This is a genomic window from Cupriavidus campinensis, from assembly GCF_905397395.1.
Classification (GTDB): Bacteria; Pseudomonadota; Gammaproteobacteria; order Burkholderiales; family Burkholderiaceae; genus Cupriavidus; species Cupriavidus campinensis.
On record NZ_CAJPVH010000083.1, the window covers coordinates 1 to 15,945 of the forward strand.

Consider the following 15,945-nt stretch of genomic DNA (forward strand, 5'->3'; position numbering starts at 1 on the left):
CGCCCTGCCCGGCGCCGACACCCTGGTGGTGCCCGAAACCGGCCTGACCGAGGCCCACGTGCGCTTTGCCGCCCGCCACGAACTGGCGCGGCGCGTGGAAGACGTGCTGGCGCGCCGCAACCGCGCGCTGTTCCTGGACGCCCGCGCGGCACTGGCCGGCGCCCCGCGCGTGGCCGCTATCCTGGCCGAGGAACTCGGGCACGACGCGGCCTGGCAGGCGCGAGAGCTGGAGAGCTTTGGCGCGCTGGCGAAGGGGTACCTGCTATAAAGGCGCGGCTGGCGCCAAGACTTGGGCGATAATGCCGGGTATCGCATCAGGGAGAACACCATGGACGAGATTGACGATCTGTCCGATCTGCCGATGCCCCGGTTCATCTGGGGCTTCGCTGTCATCGCCGGCAAGGGCGGCGAGATCATGCATGACGAATTCGAATATCTGACCCACACGCGCAGCCCGCGCTTCACGTGCCGTGTGGTGGAGCTGGAGGACATGCCGGCGGACAGCGAGGAGTCCGGCATCGACGGCCGCCTCGTGCATTACGACGAGCCGGACCGCCTGTTCTACATCACCGACGCCGGGCTGGCGCTGGTGAACTTCCAGCTGTTCGATAACCTGCCCGAGAAAGGCAAGCTCAAGAAGGTCTGCGACGAAGCCATCACCAACTGGCTGCTGCGCCGCGATTTCCTCGACGACGAGGAAGACGAAGGCTGAGGCCTTCAGCGCCCCTCTTCCGCAGGGAGAGGGGCCACCCCATCCTCAGGCGGTCATTCCCGCCAACCCCTTTTCCAGCACCTCGGCCACCAGGCCGTTCATGCCGCCCGGGTGCTCCTTGGCCAGTTCCTGCAGCCGCGCCGCCAGTTTTCCTTCCAGCTTGCATGCAAACGGCACCAGGCCGGCCTGCTGGTCGAGCTTGCGCTGCTCGCGCCGGGCCAGCGTTGCCGCCTGACCCACGCCACCGCCACGCACCGCCGCCGCGTGCTTCATGTCATGGGCGATCTTGAGGCCTTTGTTCTTTTCCAGGTCCGTCTTCTTCACGGGAATTTGTCCGAGGGGGATTGAGTAAGGGCGCCATTGTACCGGGGCGGGCCGGGTGGCCGGTTTACTCCGGCCGCACCGTGATCAGGCCCGACGCCACGCGTTCGATCTCGCAATAGACCGGCAGCGCCTCCAGTGGCCCGGTGCAGCCCACGCCCGAGGCCTGGCTCGCATCCGCGCCCGGGGGCAGGAACACGAACGCCATGCCCGGCTGCCAGCCCGGGTGCCGGCGCAGGCTGTCATTGAGGATGTCGAGATACTGCGCACGCGAGAAGACCTGCTTTGCCATGTCTCATGCCTCCGGGGTGGAACAATCTCGCGGAAATCCTAGCATGGCGCCCCGCGCGGCAGTTACCGCATGATGAGAAGACCGGCGAATCAGCACTCGCCCTTCTTGGCGTGGCCCGGCGGGCAGCCCTTGCCGCCCTTGTCCTTGTACTTGCCGTGGTCGCCCGGCCCCTGGTTCCAGCGTTCCGGCTGCATCACCCAGCCATTGCTCGCCTGCACCCAGCGCGGCGACTCATAGACATAGCCCGGCCGATCCTTGGCCCACTTGCCCTGCTTCCACTTGTGCTTGTGGCCGTGGTCGTCCCAGGCCCAGTAGCCCGGCTGCCAGATGTAGCCGTGGCGCGGCGCGGGCACGGCCTCGTAGATCGGGGCCGGCGGCGGGGTGCCAATGCCGATATGGATATTGACCTGCGCCATCGCCGCCGGCGCGAACGCCAGGGTGGCAACGAGCAGCGTGGCGCCCGTCATGGCGCGGACGAGACGGCGTTGGAACTTGTCTTGAAGCTCGGGCATTCCCTCTCCTTCTATCTGTCTTCGGGGTTTCGATGGCAAATGGGCGGCAGCCGACACGGCCCCGCGCGGGGCCCGGCTTGAGAAAGGGTATCGGAAAACGGTGCGGCGTGACAGTCACCGGGCACGCCGGATGGACGGGTGTCAGTGATCGGCGGCCATCGCCTTGAGCTGGGCGTCGCCCGCCACGCGTGCGGCGTCGGCCGTGGTGAACGTGTCGTCGGACACAATGGTGCGCCGGACCTGCTGGGCGCCGAAGTCCACCAGCGCAATGATCCAGACATAGCGCCCTGCCTGCGGCGCGGTCTGCACGAACGCCTTCACCTGCCCTTTTTGTTGCGATTGGGATTCGGTCGCCATGGTGCCCTCCGTGGACAAACGCGTTCAAACGACTCTAGCACATCCACATGGACGCGCCGGCTACAGTTTTGCCGGCACCGTGCCGACATCCCAAGGGACCCCAACCGCCCTTGCCCGTGCCGCGCGCCTTCTCTCCGCCCCTCCTGCTGCCTGCCCTGCCGATGCTCGCCGCGCTGCTGCTGGCCACGCCCCGGCTGGCCGCGCACGACCTGACCCCGGCCGCCCCGGCACTGCCACGCCCGGAGGCGGTGGCACGCGTGGTCATGGGCCTGCTCGGTTATGCGCGCTGGCCCGTGGAGCGCGACGCCCTACGGCTTTGCGTAGACCCCGTCGCGCGCTATGCCGGCAAGCTGATGGAGGGCGGCGCGCTCTCCACGGGCCGGCTGGTCGCCGCCCGGCAGATGGACCCCATGGCCGGCAACCCGGCGCCCGACTGCGACGCGCTCTATGTCGGCGCGATGTCCGCCCCACGCCGCGAGAAAATCTCCGCCGACGTGACCGGCCACCCGGTGCTGGTGATCGCGGAGGAAGACTTCGAGTGTGATGCCGGCAGCATGTTCTGTCTCAACATCCGCGAGCGGCAGGTCTCCTTCCGCGTCAACCTCGATGCCCTCGGCCGCAGCGGCATCCACGTCCACCCCGGCGTACTGCAACTGGGCCGCCGCAAGGCGCCGGCATCATGACGCGCGCTTCCCGGCCGTCGCTCTATGGCACCCTGCGCCGCTTCCACCTGAGCGTGGCGCTGATCGCCGTGTTCACCGCCGGCACCACGCTCACCGGCCTGGGCCTGACTGCGCTGCGCGCCTATGCCGACCACAACCTGCGGCTGGTGGCGCGCTCCATCGCCTATACCGTGGAGGCACCGATCGTGTTCCGCGACGAAGCCGCCGCCGCCGAGACCCTGTCGATGATCGCCACCGGCGAGGACCTGACCGCGGTCTGGATCTTCGACCGCGACAACCAGCCGGTGGCCAGCTGGCACCGCCATGGTTCGTCGCGCTTCCCGGCCCTGCGCCAGTTCGTCCGGGACCTGCTGACCTCGGGCCCGGTGGACCAGCCGGTCTTCCACCAGTCCCAGCAGGTGGGCAGCGTGCGCGTGGTCGGCGACCCCGTGGCGCTGCTCCATTTCCTGCTCAAGGGCATGCTCGGGCTGATGGCCTGCCTGCTGCTGACGGCGGTGGGCGCGCACTACCTGTCCAGCCGCATGCTGGTGCACATCATCGACCCGGTGCGCAGCCTGATGCGCGTGGCCCATGCGGTGCGATCCGAACGCGCGTTCGGCCAGCGCGTGCCGCCGGCGCGCATCGACGAACTCAACGCGCTGGGCGAGGATTTCAACGTGCTGCTCGATGAACTGGAGGCCTGGCAGGGCCAGTTGCAGCACGAGAACCGCTCGCTGGCGCACCGCGCCACGCACGACAGCCTGACCGGCCTGCTCAACCGCGCCGCCTTCACCGAGGCACTCGACCAGGCCGTGCGCAGCGCGGCGGCCATGGGCCAGCGCGTGGCCGTGCTCTATCTGGACAGTGACGATTTCAAGGGCATCAACGACCGCCACGGCCATGCCGTGGGGGACGCCGTGCTGGTGGGTATCGCCCAGCGCATCCGGGCCTGTCTGCGCGAGACCGACCGCGCGGCCCGGCTGGGCGGCGACGAATTCGCGGTGCTGCTGGGGACCTTGCGTGAGACCGACGACGCCGTCCTGACCGCCAAGCGCATCCTGGCGGCGATGACCGAGCCGTTCGGCACGGCGAGCGGGGAAAGCATCGGGGCGACGCTCAGTATCGGGGTGGCGGTCTATCCGGTGCACGCGCGCGGCGGCACGGCGCTGCTGCATGCGGCGGACGCCGCGATGTACGGCGCCAAGCGCCAGTCCGGCGCCACCTGGCGCTACGCGGAGGCGGTGGCGCCGGCCTGAGTCAGTCGCCGAACGGGTTCGGCACGCTGGAGACCGGCTCGTCGGTCAGGTCGAACTCGTCCCGCACGTCGTCGACGACGTTGCGGATGGCGGCCTCGAAGCCGCGTGCATTGCCGAAGCGGGCCATGTCCCAGTTCCGGCCACGCCCATCGCGCGGGTGCGGCTGCGGGTCCGGCACCTGGATGTGTCGGCCCTCGTCGGCGATTTCGTCGATCTGCTGGACCCGCCGGCTCACCTCTTCCATGATGACGCGCCGGCTGCGCTCGCGCTTGGCCATGACTGGCCTCCTCTCGGTGGTTCGTCCGCGGCCATCCTAGCACGGGCGCGCCGTGCGTTATAGCGCCGCCTTGGCCGCCTGGTAGGCCGCGTAGAGGCGCTGGAACACCGGACCGGGCTGGCCATTGCCGATGGCGCGGCCGTCGAGCGTGACCACCGGCAGCAGCTCCTTGCTGGCCGACGACAGCATGACCTCGTCCGCCGCGAAGACCTCGTCGCGCGCGATGGGGCGCGAGGTGAACGAAATATCCATCGCGGCGCAGAGTTCCTCCATCAGGCCGTAGCGGATGCCCTCCAGGATCAGGTTGTCCTTGGGCGGGGCCACCACGCGGCCCTGCTGCACCAGCCACACGTTCGACGCCGAGGCCTCGGTGAGCTGGCCGTCGCGGAACTGGATCGCCTCGGTCACGCCGTTGGCGGCGGCTTCCTGCGCGGCCAGCACGTTGCCGAGCAGCGAGGTGGACTTGATCTGGCAGTTCAGCCAGCGGCGGTCTTCCATCGTCACGCAGGCCACGCCCTGCTCCACGGCCGACGCCGGCGGCAGCGCCATCGGGTTGGTCATGATCAGCACGGTCGGCGTGACCGCTTCCTTCGGGAACGCATGTGCCCGCTTCGCCACGCCGCGCGTGACCTGCATGTAGACCATCTGGTCCGACATGCCGTTGGCCTTGACCACACGGCCGATCAGCGCGAGCCATTCGGCCTCGGTGTACGGATCGTCGATGCCAATGGCCGCCAGGCTGCGCTTCAAACGCGCCAGATGCTGCGCGCCCCGGAACGGCTTGCCGTTGTAGAGGGGAATCACTTCATAGATGCCGTCGCCAAAGATAAACCCGCGGTCGAGGACGGGAATGCGGGCTTCGGACAACGGGAGCAGTTCCCCGTTCAGGTAGACGATGGCTTCGGACATGGGGCGATGACGGCAATGAGGGTAGGAGATTGTCATTCTTCCACATGGCGATTCCTCCCCTTATGCAAAATGTGCATCGACACGGCGCCGAACGCATTCGTTTGATGCCAAACGCTTGACCCGTTGGCGCAAACAGGAGCCACTGATTTCAATGTTTTGCCCGAATACGGCACGGCGAATTGAATAATTTTTATTTCACGCCCGCCCCCCTGCGCCCCCGCCCAATTCGCCGAAAACTGCGTGCTATATTCGCCACGCAGTACCGTGAGCGCGGCGCTGCGGTCATCTTTGCGATGGTGCGGCTGCGCCACCTTCACAGGGCACTCGATATGATTCTTCTCGTGTCAGACCTGCGCTGTGGCGGCAAACGGCTTGCCATGCTGTGCATGGCCGCATGTGCCGCGTCCGCGATGGCGCAAACGCCGGCCCCGGCGCCCACGGCATCGACGCCGGCTGCGGCCTCGACCCCTGCAGCCCCTGCAGCCCCTGCAGCCCCGGCAGCCCCTGCACCGGGGCGCACCCAGGTGCTCACGCTGGCCCAGATGGGTGCCGGCCAGCCCATCCCGCTGCGCGGCGTGGACCCCGACCGCACCCTGAACATCGGCGTCCGCCTCGATGAAGTGGTCACGGCCGCCAGGCTCAAGCTGGTCTTCACCTACTCCCCCTCGCTGGTCTATCCGCTCTCGCACCTGAAGATCCGCCTCAACGACGAAGTGGTGGCCACCCTGCCGCTGGAGAAGGAGCAGGCGGGCCAGCAAATCACGCGCGAGATCGACCTTGACCCGCGCTACTTCACGGACTTCAACCGCCTGAACGTGCAGATGATCGCCCACTACACGGTCGATCACTGCGAGGACCCGTACCACTCCAGCCTCTGGGCGGATATCAGCCCCGCCACCACGCTGACCCTGACCAAGCTGCCCGTCACGCTGCCGGACAACCTCGCGCTGCTGCCCGCGCCGTTCTTCGACCGCCGCGACAACAGCCGCGTCACCGTGCCCTTCGTGCTGCCGGCCAATGCCGATGCCGCCACGCTGCGGGCGGCCGGCGTGGTGTCGTCCTGGCTCGGCGCGCTGGCCAGCTACCGGGAGCTGCGCTTCCCGGCGCGCAGCCAGTTGCCCGCCGATGCCCACGCCATTGTCTTTGCGATGCCGAACGCGATGCCGGCGGGCATCCAGCTGCCCGAGATCCAGGGCGCCTCGGTCAGCGTGATGCCGAATCCAGCGAATCCGTCGCGCAAGCTGCTGGTGCTCGCCGGCCGCAATCCGCAGGAATTGCAGGTGGCGGCCAACGCGCTGGTGCTGGGCAAGGCCGCCATGGCGGGCAGCCGCGCCGGCGTGCAGTCGGTGGAACTCGGCAAGCCGCGCAAGCCCTACGACGCACCGGCCTGGGCGCCGGTGGACCGCCCCGTGCTGTTCAAGGAACTCGTCACGGACCCGCAGCAGCTGCAGGTGGGCGGCGCCAGCCCTGATCCGATCCGGGTGAACCTGCGCGTGCCGGCCGACCTCTACGGCTGGAATGACCGCGCCGTGCCCCTGAACGTGAGGTACCGCTACACCGCGCCCTCCACCTATAACGACTCGGTGCTCAGCGTCGATATCAACGAGCAGCTGGTGCGCTCCTACCGGCTCAAGCCGCTGACCGCGCAGAACGACGAGAGCCTGGTCAGCGTGCCGCTGATCTCGGGCGGCAGCGCATCCGTCAGCAACGAGATCCTGATCCCCGCCTTCCGCGTGGGCAGCAACAACCAGATGCAGTTCCGCTTCCACATGGACTCGCAGAAGACCGGCCTGTGTGCGTCCTCGGCGGCCAACGTGGCGCGCGCGGCGGTCGATCCCGATTCGTCGATCGACTTCAGCGGCTTCTCGCACTACGCCGCGCTGCCCAACCTCGCCTTCTTCGCCAACAGCGGCTATCCGTTCACCCGGCTGGCGGACCTGGCCGATACCGCCGTGGTCATGCCGGACGCCCCGAGCGCGCTCGATCAGGAGGCGATGCTGACGCTGCTCGGCCACATGGGCAAGTGGACCGGCCTGCCGGCGCTGCGCGTGGCGGTGGCGCCGGCCAGGGCCATCGACACCGTGAAGGACCGTAACCTGCTGATGGTGGGCACCGGCAGCGCAGGCGAGCTCCTGGCGAGCTGGGGCAATTCCCTGCCGATCCTGATCCAGCAGGGCCGCACCGAGATCACCCTGCGCGACCAGCGCGGCGGGGCGTGGACCCACTGGCTCAGTGGCGAGGCAGACCACAACGTGTCGCCCGCCGGGCGCGCGATCCTTTCCGCCGACGGGCCGCTGGCGGCGCTGATCGGCTTCGAATCGCCGTATCAGGCGCAGCGCAGCGTGGTCGCCGTGACCGCCACCGCGCCCGAGAACGTGCGCGATGTGCTCGATGTGCTCGAAGACGCCGGCAAGGTCGCCCAGATTCGCGGCGACCTCACCGTGGTCCGCCAGCGCGAGGTGGAAGGGCTGCGCCTGGGCGAGCGCTACTACGTGGGCACCCTGCCCTGGTATGCGCGGGTGTGGGTGCGCATGGCGGACCACCCGGCGCTGCTGGCCATCGCCGGCATCGTGGCCGGGCTGCTGGTGGCGCTGACCCTGTTCTGGGCGCTGGGCCGGATCGCGGCGCGCCGCAACGGAGGGTGACATGCGGCGTGTGCTGCCCCGCTGGCTCAGGCAGATCGCTCGCGGCCTGGTGATGACCACGCTGGCGGGGGTGTCGCTCGCCAGCCTGGCGGCCACCTGCCCGTGGCCGGACTGGGACGCCTTCCGGCGCGACACCATCAGCCCGGACGGCCGCGTGGTCGATGCCAGCACCGAGCGCCAGGCCACGGTCTCCGAAGGGCAGGCCTACGCGCTGTTCTTCGCGCTCGTGGCCAACGACCGTGCCACCTTCGACAAACTGCTCGGCTGGACCGAGAACAATCTGGCGCGCGGCGACCTCAGCGCCCACCTGCCCGCGTGGATCTGGGGCAAGCGCGACAGCGGCCCCGAGGCCGGCACCTGGGGCGTGATCGACACCAACGCCGCCAGCGACGCCGACCTGTGGATCGCCTACACGCTGCTCGAAGCCGGCCGGCTCTGGCGCGAACGCCGCTTCACGGCGCTGGGCACGCTGGTGGCCCGGCGCGCGCTGCGCGAGGAATCGGCGGTGCTGCCCGGACTGGGCCGCACGCTGCTGCCGGGCCCGGTCGGCTTTCATCCCACCCCGGACAGCTGGCGGCTGAACCCGAGCTACGTGCCGCTGCCGGTAATGCGCCGGCTGGCCGCTGCGCTGACCGAGGACCGGGGCTGGCAGGCCATGGTCGAGAGCGCGGGGCGGCTGATCGTGGACACCGCGCCGCGCGGCTTCTCGCCCGACTGGGTGCTCTATCAGAAGGGCGCCGGCTTCCGGCCCGATACGGACACGCAGGCCACGGGCTCCTATGATTCGATCCGGGTCTACCTGTGGGCCGGCATGACCGCTGCGGGCGACCCGCTGCGCGCCGGAGTGCTGCGTACATTGCATCCAATGGCCGACTATGTGCTCGCCAACGGCCATCCGCCCGAGCGGGTGGACACGCAGGCGGGCACCTTCGGGCCGAACGCGGGCAACGCGGGCTTCTCGGCGGCCATCGCGCCGTTCATGCTGGCGCAGGGCCAGCCGGACGCCGCGCGCGCCCAGGCGCAGCGCACGCGCACGCTGGCCGCGCAGTCGCCCTCCGGCTACTACGGTCAGGTACTGACGCTGTTCGGGCTGGGGCATGTGGATGGCCTGTACCGGTTCGAGGCGGACGGCAAGCTGGTGCCGGCGTGGAATACCGCATGCCCGGCAAGGCGCTAGCTCGCACGCTGTGGCTGCTGCTGGCCAGCGCCGCGCTGCCGGGTGAGGCAGCGGCCGCCGACGCCGCGTCCGCCCCGGCCGCGCCATCGACCGCCACCACGCGCCGGGAGATGGCGCAGTTGCTGGCGTCGGCGCGCATGTGGGAGGCGCGCAACCGTGCGGACATGGCGCGCGGCGTACTGGAGAAGGCGTTGTTGATCGATCCGCGCCAACCGGAGGCGCTCAAGATGCTGGGCCTGATCGAAATCCGTTCCAACCGCCCCACCGAGGCTGACAAGGTGCTGCGGCACATGCGCGAGGTGGCGCCGGACAGCGCGGCCACGCGCGACCTTGAGGACGCCTACCGCATCGCCACGCGTGACAAGCGCGAGATGGCGCAGGTGCGGCTGCTCGCCCGCAGTGGCAAGTCCGAGGAGGCCGCCACGCGGCTGGAGGCCCTGTTCCCGCGCGGCGCGCCGGGCGGCGAACTGGCGCTGGACTACTACCGCATCCTGGCCGGCACCACCGCCGGCCGCCCGCGCGCGATTGCCGAGTTGCGCCGCCGTGTGAAGCAGGAGCCGGACGACTCGCGCCTCGCCCTGGCGCTGGGCAGCCTGCTGACCGACCGCGAGGCCACCCGGCAGGAAGGGCTCGCCATCCTCTACGACCTCACCCAGCGGCCCGATGGCGACCGCAAGAGCGCGCTCGATATCTGGCGGCGCACGCTGTACGGCGTCAACGAAGACCCGGCCTACTACGTGTGGTTCGAGCGTTACCTCAAGGAAGTGCCCGACGACGAGGCCGCCAAACAGACACTCGCCAGCCTCGGCGCCAGGCGCGAGGCCCAGCGCAAGCTGGAAGCCGACCCCGCCTGGCAGGCGCGGCAGCGCGGGCTGGCCCAGCTGGAGCGCGGGCAGCTCAAGGAGGCCGACATCGCGCTTCAGAAGGCCTACCAGAAGCGCCGGCAGGATGGCGAGGTGGTGGGCGGGCTCGGTCTGGTGCGGCTGCGCGAAGGCCGGCACGACGAAGCCCGCGAGCTGTTCACCCGGGCGATGAGCCTCGATCCGGACAATCGCAATAAATGGCGCAGCCTGCGGGACACGGCCACGTTCTGGGGCACCGTGGCGCGTGCGCGCGAGGCCAACGCCCAGGGCAAGCCGGTGCAGGCCGAAGCGCTGGCGCGCGAGGCGCTGGCCCTGCAGCCCGGCAACGAGAACGCGCAGGCGATTCTGGCCGACGCGCTGATCGCCCAGCACAAGGATGCCGAGGCCGAGACGCTGCTGCGCCAGATGCTGGCCCGGCCGCAGCCGGACATGGGCGCGCTGCGCAGCCTCGTCGCCCTGCTCCAGACGCAGCAGCGGCAAGACGAGATCGGCCCGCTGATCGCGGACGCGTCGCGCCGTATGCAGGGCTCGGAGTCGGAACTGCGCGCACTGCGGGCCGACCTGCTGGCCGTGCAGGCCGACCAGCTGATCGCGCAGAAGCAGCGCAGCCCGGCGCTGCAGCGGCTCGAAGACGCCATCCGGCTGGCCCCCGATGCCGCGTGGACGCGCTACACGCTGGCCCGCCTCTATCGCGACCTCAACCTGCCGGTGCTGGGCCGCACCGTCATGGAGGACGGGGTCGCCGCCGCGCCCACCGCCGAGATGCGCTACGCCACCGCGCTCTATCTCAATGCCGTGGACGACATCGACGCCGCCACGGCCGTGCTGGCGGCGGTGCCCGAGGCCGAGCGCAGCGAAGGCATGCGCGGCCTCGCCAGCAACCTCGCGGCGCAAAAACTGCTGCGCGAGGCCCGCCTGTGGCTGGCAGAAGGCCGCGATGACGAGGCCCGCGCGCTGCTCGACCAGGCCGCCATCGCCGCGCGCGACGAACCGCACATGCTCGCCTCCATCGGCCGCGAATGGATCGGGCTGGGCGAGACCGACAAGGGCCTGCGGCTGGTCAGCGACTGGCTGGCCGCGCACCCCGAGGACCCCCACCTCGACATCCGCCTGCGCTACGGCGAACTGCTGGCCGCCGCCGACCGGGACGACGCCTTGCAGGCCTGGATTGCCGAATCGCGCGCCCTGCCCGGCATCACGGCCGAACAGCAGGCGTCGTTCGACGATCAGTCGCTGCGGCTGGCGCTGCGCCGCACCGACCGGCTCATCGCCGATGGCGACCTCACGCGGGCCCAGCAGATGCTGTACGCCGTGCCCGAGGGCCAGCAGGCTGACCGCCGCTGGCTGCTGACGCTGGCCGATCTGAGAGAAGCCGGCGGCGACTACCGGGGCGCGGCGGAGGCCGCGCAGGCGGTGCTGGCCACGGACCCCAAGGACGCCGGCGCGCGGCTCACGCTGGCGCGCATGCTCGAACGGCAGGGCAAGGAGGCGCAGGCGCTGGAGATCGTGCGCGCGGTGCTGGCCGATACCCCCGACGACGACATCGACACCCGGCTCTCGGTGGCGCGGCGCTTCACGGCGATGCGGCGCACGGACGAGGCCAGCGCCGTGGTCGACGACCTCGCCCAGCGCTACCCGGACCGCGCCGACATCACCGTGCAGCAGGGCCGCATCGCCCAGGCGCGCGGCGACTTCAACGACGCGGCGGCGCACTATCGCACCGCACAGGGGCTGGAGCAGCGCGAAGGCGTGCTGCCCGGCCCCGAGGGCACGCCAGCCGGCCGCGCCCTGGCCGGGCTGGAGGCGCGCCGCCAGGGTGAGGTGGCGACGGCCGTGATGCAGTCGAACAAATCCGGCGATGCCGGCATCTCGCGGCTGCACGCCACCGAGATCCCGCTGTTCGTGCGCATTCCGCAGGGCTACAGCGGCCACATGTTCTTCCATGCGGACACCGTGCTGCTCGACGCCGGCACGCTGCAGGCGAGCAACTTCTCGAAGGCGTCCGAGTTCGGCAAGATCGCCGCGCTCGGCAACACGGGCCTCGGCACCATCGGCCAGACCGACCGTGGCGTGGCGCTGGCCGCCGGCTATGAGTTCGACGGCGCCGACAATAGCTGGCGGGCGGACCTCGGCACCACGCCGCTCGGCTTTACCGAACAGACCGTGGTGGGCGGCTTCCGCTATCGCGCGGATCTGGGCGTCTCGTCCGCCTCCGTCGACGTCTCGCGGCGGGCCGTGACCAGTTCGCTGATCTCCTACGGCGGCGCCACCGACCCCGTCACCGGCGAGACCTGGGGCGGCGTGGTGCGCAACGGCATCCACCTGCGCTACGCGCGGGACATCGGCCGCGTGAGCGTGTTCGGCGACGTGGGCGCGGGGCTCTACACCGGCCACAACGTGGTGACGAACCGCGAGTTCACGGTCCGCACCGGCTTCGACCTGCCCGTCTACGCCCAGCGCGACCAGCGCGTGACCAGCGGGCTGGTGCTGAACTACTGGCGCTACAGCGACAACCAGCGTTTCTACTCGTTCGGCCATGGCGGCTACTACAGCCCGCAGCGCTACCTCTCGTTCGGCATCCCGCTCGACTGGACCGGGCGCTACGCGCGCTGGTCGTGGCGGCTGCAGGGCTCGGCCGGCTGGTCGTTCACCTACGAGGACGACGCGCCCTACTTCCCCACCCGCCCCGACCTGCAACAACTGGCCGGCAACCCGATCTACACGGGCGGCTCGGGCGGCGGCTTCAGCTACACGCTGGGCGCCACGGTGGAATACACCTTCGCCCCGCACTGGGTGGCCGGCGCGGGCTTCCAGATCGACCGCTCGCGCGACTACGCGCCGAACCGGGCCATGGTCTGGCTGCGCTACCTGTTCGACCGTCGCCGCGACCCGGTGCCGTTCCCGCCGAATCCGGTGCGGCCGTACTCGGCCTATTGATGGGGGATCGATGAAGCACACCGACCGCACCACTGCCCCCGCCATCCCCGCCACCGCCCGGCCCGGCCTGCGCGCGCGCTTCCAGGCGCGCACGGGGCTGGCCATCGACGGGCTGTCGCCGGCGCTGGCCACGCTCACCCCGGCCCGCGCGCACGTGGTCTATGCCGAGCCCTCGCCCGCCCGCGACGCGCTGTTCTGGCAGACCGCCGCCACGGCGCTGCACGCGCCAGCCACGGTGCTCTCCACGCGTGACGCCGCCGACATTGCCGCCCAGCTACGCGCCCATGGGCTCGACATCGACGCCAACCGCGCGCTCCACGGCCGCGCCAACCTGTGCGCGCTGCACCCGCCCACGGACGCCAGCCGGCCCGGCATCGACTTGCTCATGGAGGCACTCCAGGCGCTGGTGGACCAGTGCGGTGCGCAGGGCAGCATGATGCTGATCGAAGGGGCGGAGGCGTTCTTCGCCTGGCACGATGCCGCGCGGCTGGCCCAGGAAGGCCAGCGGCTGGGCGAATGGTGCGCGCGCCACCGCTGCGCGGTGCTGCTGGTGATGGGGCCGCCCGCGCCGGTGCCGGGCCAGCCGGCGCCAGACCTGCAGGGCTTCCACGGCCGCTTTGCCGGCGCGGTGCAACTCTCGCAGCAACAGGGCCAATACACCTGGGAGGTGGCCTTCTGGCGCGACAACCAGGCCGTGGTGGCGGGCGAGATCGTGCCGCTGCGCTTTGCGCCGCACGAGCACCGGCTGATGGTGGCCGCGCAGACCTTCACCGACACCATCGAGGAAGCCGGCATGCTCGCGCCGGACGAGCAGCGCGTGATCGTCAGCCGCGACGCCGTGCTGCGCGAGCGCTACATCCCCGAACACTGGCGCGTGGTGGACAGCAACGAGGCCGCCGTGGCCAGCGCCGCCCGCGCGGTGGCGGCCACGGTCCTGCTGCACTACGGCGGCGGGCGCGAACTCGAGACGCTGGCCGAGCAGGTGCACCGGCTGCGGCGCGGCGCCGGGCGCGCGCTGAAGATTGCCGTGCGCGAGGACAAGGAGGCCATGCGCCAGCACTACGAGCTGCTGATGCTCAACCTCGGCGCCAATCTCGTCATCGCCCAGCGCACGCCGTTCGCGCGGGTGCAGGCCATGATCGAGGGCCTGCAGGGGCAGGTGTTCTCGCGGCCGATTCTGGCCGACTACCGCAACGCACTGTCCGCCGTGCTGACTACCTCGACCAGCGGCTACGTGCCGCCCGCCGAGTTCGTCTCGCTGGTGCGTGACGCCGTGGAGCGCAGCCGCATGATCCGGCTGCCCCACGTGCTGCTGCAACTGCCGCTGCTGCCCGAGGTCGCCCATGTGGAGGCGCTGCGCGCCTGCCGCATGAACCGCGCGGGCGACCTCTGCACGGCCGGCAGCGACAGCCTCTACGCCTTCTTCTTCGCCTGCCGCATGGACGACGTGGACGCCGTGTGCCGGCGCGTGTTCCAGCGCCCGCTGGCCGAGCTGTTCCATGGCGACGTGCGCAATGGCGACCTGGAGTCCATCGGCGCCACGCTGGGCCGCTTCGAGGCCGAGATCGCCGAGGTGCCGCCGCCCGACTACAGCAGCTGGCTCGCGCGCCAGCAGGAGGCGCCCCGGCCCGCGCCGGCCCCCACGTCCGACATGCCTGACACGCCTGACATGCCCGACACCACCGCCGCGCTGGTTGCGCACGGCAGCGTCCATGACGGCGCCAACGCCCCGCCGGTGGCCCAAATCCCCACGCTGCCGCTGCGCGACACCCCGCCCGCGCAGCCGCGTGCCATGCCGCAGCCGCACCCGGTGCCGCTGCTTCGACAGGACTGACGCGACATGTCCATCTTCCTTGGCTATTTCATCTGGGGACTGATTCTGGCGGCGCCGCTGGCGTTCGTGATCTGGCGCTTCGACCTGCTGCGCTGGTTCCCGCAATGGACCGCGCCGCGCCCGCGCCGCACCGTGCGCCTGCCGCCCCAGCTGCACGGCATGGTGATTCGCGGCAAGCGCCGCCCGGACCGGGAGCCCCAGCGATGAAGACCATCGCCATCGTCTCCCCCGCCGGCGGCGCCGGACGCAGCATGGTGACGGCCTCGCTGGCCTCGCTGCTGGCGGCGCGCGGGCACCCGGTGCTGGCGCTCGAATGCGACCCGCGCAATGTGCTGGGCTATCACTTCGGCCTGCGCGACGCCGCGCGCGCGGGGCTGTCCGGCTGCCTGGCCGACGGGTCGCCCACCGCGTGGGCGCAGGCCGGGCTGCGCAGCGACGATGGCGTGCTGTTCGTGCCCTGGGGCGAGCAGGACAGCGACGACGATGACATCCAGGCCGGCAAGCTGCTGCGCGCGGGGCCGCACTGGCTGCGCGGGCTGATCGCCCAGGTGGCCATGCCGGCGCACGGCGCGGTGCTGATCGACACGCCGCCCTGGCCCTCGCCGCACGCGGGCCAGGCCATCGCCGCCGCAGACCTGGTGCTGGTGCTCCTGCCGCCGCAGCCTGAAGTCTGTGTCGGGCTACGCCGCCTGACCGATGCGCTGGCCCGGCGCGGCCACGCCGCCTGCTACGTGGCCACGCGGCTCCAGCCGGCGCGACGGCTGCATGCCGATATCGTCACGCTGCTGCGCGCCACGCTGGGCGACGCGATGCTGGCCTGCCCCGTGCACGAGGACAGCGGCATTCCGGAAGCCTTCGCGCGCAGCGAGAACTTCTGCCGCAGCGCGCCGCATTCGCAGGCGGCGCACGACCTGCAAGGGCTGGCGTCGTGGGTCTCCCACTGGATTGGCGCCCCGCCACAGGAGCCCGAACGATGAGCGCCAAGCCCACCCGCACCGCCCGCATCACCCGCTGGCTGACTGGCGCGCGTGACCGGCTGGCGCGCCACCTTGGCGTCACCGCACCCGCCCACGGCGGCATCTGGCTGCTGCGCGCGGTCTTCCAGCCGCCCCGCCCCGGCAAGCCCGACCTGCCGGCGGAATGGGCCGCCCTGCTGTACCGGCGCGCGCTGGCCCGGCTCGGCATGGGCCG

At 70.8% G+C, this 15,945-nt stretch carries 18 protein-coding genes; 11 read left to right on the plus strand and 7 right to left on the minus strand.

The window, feature by feature from the left end:
* Both KHO18_RS26235 and KHO18_RS26240 read left to right on the plus strand, forming a co-directional pair.
* Positions 1–268: glycerol-3-phosphate dehydrogenase C-terminal domain-containing protein (locus tag KHO18_RS26235; protein WP_280527777.1), on the plus strand; the 268-nt coding region annotated here is incomplete at its 5' end.
* A gap of 60 nt (positions 269–328) precedes the next feature.
* Complete coding sequence (locus KHO18_RS26240) at positions 329–712, plus strand: hypothetical protein (RefSeq protein WP_144201839.1); 384 nt, start codon at positions 329–331, stop codon at positions 710–712.
* A 45-nt stretch (positions 713–757) separates the two neighbouring features.
* Here the strand turns inward: KHO18_RS26240 and KHO18_RS26245 are convergent, their stop codons facing one another.
* The 4 genes from KHO18_RS26245 to KHO18_RS26260 form a co-directional block, all read right to left on the minus strand.
* The gene (locus KHO18_RS26245; protein ID WP_144201841.1) at positions 758–1,036 is read right to left on the minus strand and encodes a hypothetical protein; all 279 of its coding nucleotides are present in this window, start codon (positions 1,034–1,036) and stop codon (positions 758–760) included.
* Between the two features lie 64 nt (positions 1,037–1,100).
* Positions 1,101–1,325 carry a hypothetical protein gene (locus KHO18_RS26250; RefSeq protein WP_144201843.1) on the minus strand — a complete coding sequence of 75 codons (225 nt, stop codon included), beginning with the start codon at positions 1,323–1,325 and terminating at the stop codon, positions 1,101–1,103.
* 89 nt (positions 1,326–1,414) lie between these two features.
* The gene (locus KHO18_RS26255) at positions 1,415–1,837 is read right to left on the minus strand and encodes a YXWGXW repeat-containing protein (RefSeq protein WP_144201845.1); all 423 of its coding nucleotides are present in this window, start codon (positions 1,835–1,837) and stop codon (positions 1,415–1,417) included.
* 141 nt (positions 1,838–1,978) lie between these two features.
* Positions 1,979–2,194: a hypothetical protein gene (locus KHO18_RS26260; RefSeq protein ID WP_144201847.1), complete on the minus strand. Its 216-nt coding sequence runs from the start codon at positions 2,192–2,194 to the stop codon at positions 1,979–1,981.
* A gap of 47 nt (positions 2,195–2,241) precedes the next feature.
* Here KHO18_RS26260 and KHO18_RS26265 point away from each other — a divergent pair, with 47 nt between their 5' ends.
* The gene (locus KHO18_RS26265) at positions 2,242–2,877 is read left to right on the plus strand and encodes a YfiR family protein (RefSeq protein ID WP_377731720.1); all 636 of its coding nucleotides are present in this window, start codon (positions 2,242–2,244) and stop codon (positions 2,875–2,877) included.
* A complete protein-coding gene (locus KHO18_RS26270) occupies positions 2,874–4,112 on the plus strand; it encodes a diguanylate cyclase domain-containing protein (RefSeq protein ID WP_144201849.1) in 1,239 nt (412 codons plus the stop codon). Before KHO18_RS26265 ends, KHO18_RS26270 begins: the two co-directional genes overlap by 4 nt.
* A gap of 1 nt (position 4,113) precedes the next feature.
* On the opposite strand, the gene KHO18_RS26275 is transcribed toward KHO18_RS26270, so the two are convergent.
* From KHO18_RS26275 to KHO18_RS26285, 3 genes are read right to left on the minus strand one after another with little or no spacing between them, the layout of a single operon-like run.
* Positions 4,114–4,389, minus strand: a complete 276-nt coding sequence (locus tag KHO18_RS26275) for a hypothetical protein (RefSeq protein WP_144201851.1) — start codon at positions 4,387–4,389, stop codon at positions 4,114–4,116.
* A gap of 57 nt (positions 4,390–4,446) precedes the next feature.
* Entirely contained in the window at positions 4,447–5,298 is an 852-nt protein-coding gene (locus KHO18_RS26280) for a D-amino acid aminotransferase (RefSeq protein ID WP_144201853.1), read from the minus strand.
* A 32-nt stretch (positions 5,299–5,330) separates the two neighbouring features.
* Positions 5,331–5,615 carry a hypothetical protein gene (locus KHO18_RS26285; protein ID WP_144201855.1) on the minus strand — a complete coding sequence of 95 codons (285 nt, stop codon included), beginning with the start codon at positions 5,613–5,615 and terminating at the stop codon, positions 5,331–5,333.
* Between the two features lie 69 nt (positions 5,616–5,684).
* Between KHO18_RS26285 and bcsB the strand changes: the two genes are divergently transcribed.
* The 7 genes from bcsB to KHO18_RS26320 form a co-directional block, all read left to right on the plus strand.
* Positions 5,685–7,943, plus strand: a complete 2,259-nt coding sequence (gene bcsB / locus KHO18_RS26290) for a cellulose biosynthesis cyclic di-GMP-binding regulatory protein BcsB (protein WP_244845113.1) — start codon at positions 5,685–5,687, stop codon at positions 7,941–7,943.
* Between the two features lies 1 nt (position 7,944).
* On the plus strand, positions 7,945–9,120 hold the full coding sequence (gene bcsZ / locus KHO18_RS26295; protein WP_211944164.1) for a cellulose synthase complex periplasmic endoglucanase BcsZ: 1,176 nt from the start codon (positions 7,945–7,947) through the stop codon (positions 9,118–9,120).
* A complete protein-coding gene (locus KHO18_RS26300) occupies positions 9,102–12,920 on the plus strand; it encodes a cellulose synthase subunit BcsC-related outer membrane protein (protein ID WP_211944165.1) in 3,819 nt (1,272 codons plus the stop codon). Before bcsZ ends, KHO18_RS26300 begins: the two co-directional genes overlap by 19 nt.
* Positions 12,921–12,930: 10 nt before the next feature.
* Positions 12,931–14,754, plus strand: a complete 1,824-nt coding sequence (bcsE, locus tag KHO18_RS26305) for a cellulose biosynthesis protein BcsE (RefSeq protein WP_211944166.1) — start codon at positions 12,931–12,933, stop codon at positions 14,752–14,754.
* Positions 14,755–14,760: 6 nt separating this feature from the next.
* A complete protein-coding gene (locus tag KHO18_RS26310) occupies positions 14,761–14,961 on the plus strand; it encodes a hypothetical protein (protein ID WP_144201864.1) in 201 nt (66 codons plus the stop codon).
* The gene (bcsQ, locus tag KHO18_RS26315) at positions 14,958–15,731 is read left to right on the plus strand and encodes a cellulose biosynthesis protein BcsQ (protein WP_144201866.1); all 774 of its coding nucleotides are present in this window, start codon (positions 14,958–14,960) and stop codon (positions 15,729–15,731) included. The genes KHO18_RS26310 and bcsQ overlap by 4 nt, the downstream gene beginning before the upstream one ends.
* Positions 15,728–15,945 (plus strand): hypothetical protein (locus KHO18_RS26320; protein WP_211944167.1); only part of this gene is annotated, 218 nt, incomplete at its 3' end. The genes bcsQ and KHO18_RS26320, both read left to right, overlap by 4 nt.

Bases quoted from the DNA above. Each gene is read 5' to 3' on its own strand.
- KHO18_RS26240 (WP_144201839.1), top strand. From the start codon at position 329: ATGGACGAGATTGACGATCTGTCCGATCTGCCGATGCCCCGGTTCATC.
- KHO18_RS26310 (WP_144201864.1), top strand. From the start codon at position 14,761: ATGTCCATCTTCCTTGGCTATTTCATCTGGGGACTGATTCTGGCGGCG.
- KHO18_RS26250 (WP_144201843.1), bottom strand. From the start codon at position 1,325: ATGGCAAAGCAGGTCTTCTCGCGTGCGCAGTATCTCGACATCCTCAAT.
- KHO18_RS26300 (WP_211944165.1), top strand. From the start codon at position 9,102: ATGCCCGGCAAGGCGCTAGCTCGCACGCTGTGGCTGCTGCTGGCCAGC.
- bcsZ (WP_211944164.1), top strand. From the start codon at position 7,945: ATGCGGCGTGTGCTGCCCCGCTGGCTCAGGCAGATCGCTCGCGGCCTG.
- KHO18_RS26260 (WP_144201847.1), bottom strand. From the start codon at position 2,194: ATGGCGACCGAATCCCAATCGCAACAAAAAGGGCAGGTGAAGGCGTTC.
- KHO18_RS26255 (WP_144201845.1), bottom strand. From the start codon at position 1,837: ATGCCCGAGCTTCAAGACAAGTTCCAACGCCGTCTCGTCCGCGCCATG.
- KHO18_RS26275 (WP_144201851.1), bottom strand. From the start codon at position 4,389: ATGGCCAAGCGCGAGCGCAGCCGGCGCGTCATCATGGAAGAGGTGAGC.
- bcsB (WP_244845113.1), top strand. From the start codon at position 5,685: ATGGCCGCATGTGCCGCGTCCGCGATGGCGCAAACGCCGGCCCCGGCG.
- bcsE (WP_211944166.1), top strand. From the start codon at position 12,931: ATGAAGCACACCGACCGCACCACTGCCCCCGCCATCCCCGCCACCGCC.
- KHO18_RS26265 (WP_377731720.1), top strand. From the start codon at position 2,242: ATGGACGCGCCGGCTACAGTTTTGCCGGCACCGTGCCGACATCCCAAG.
- KHO18_RS26270 (WP_144201849.1), top strand. From the start codon at position 2,874: ATGACGCGCGCTTCCCGGCCGTCGCTCTATGGCACCCTGCGCCGCTTC.
- KHO18_RS26280 (WP_144201853.1), bottom strand. From the start codon at position 5,298: ATGTCCGAAGCCATCGTCTACCTGAACGGGGAACTGCTCCCGTTGTCC.
- bcsQ (WP_144201866.1), top strand. From the start codon at position 14,958: ATGAAGACCATCGCCATCGTCTCCCCCGCCGGCGGCGCCGGACGCAGC.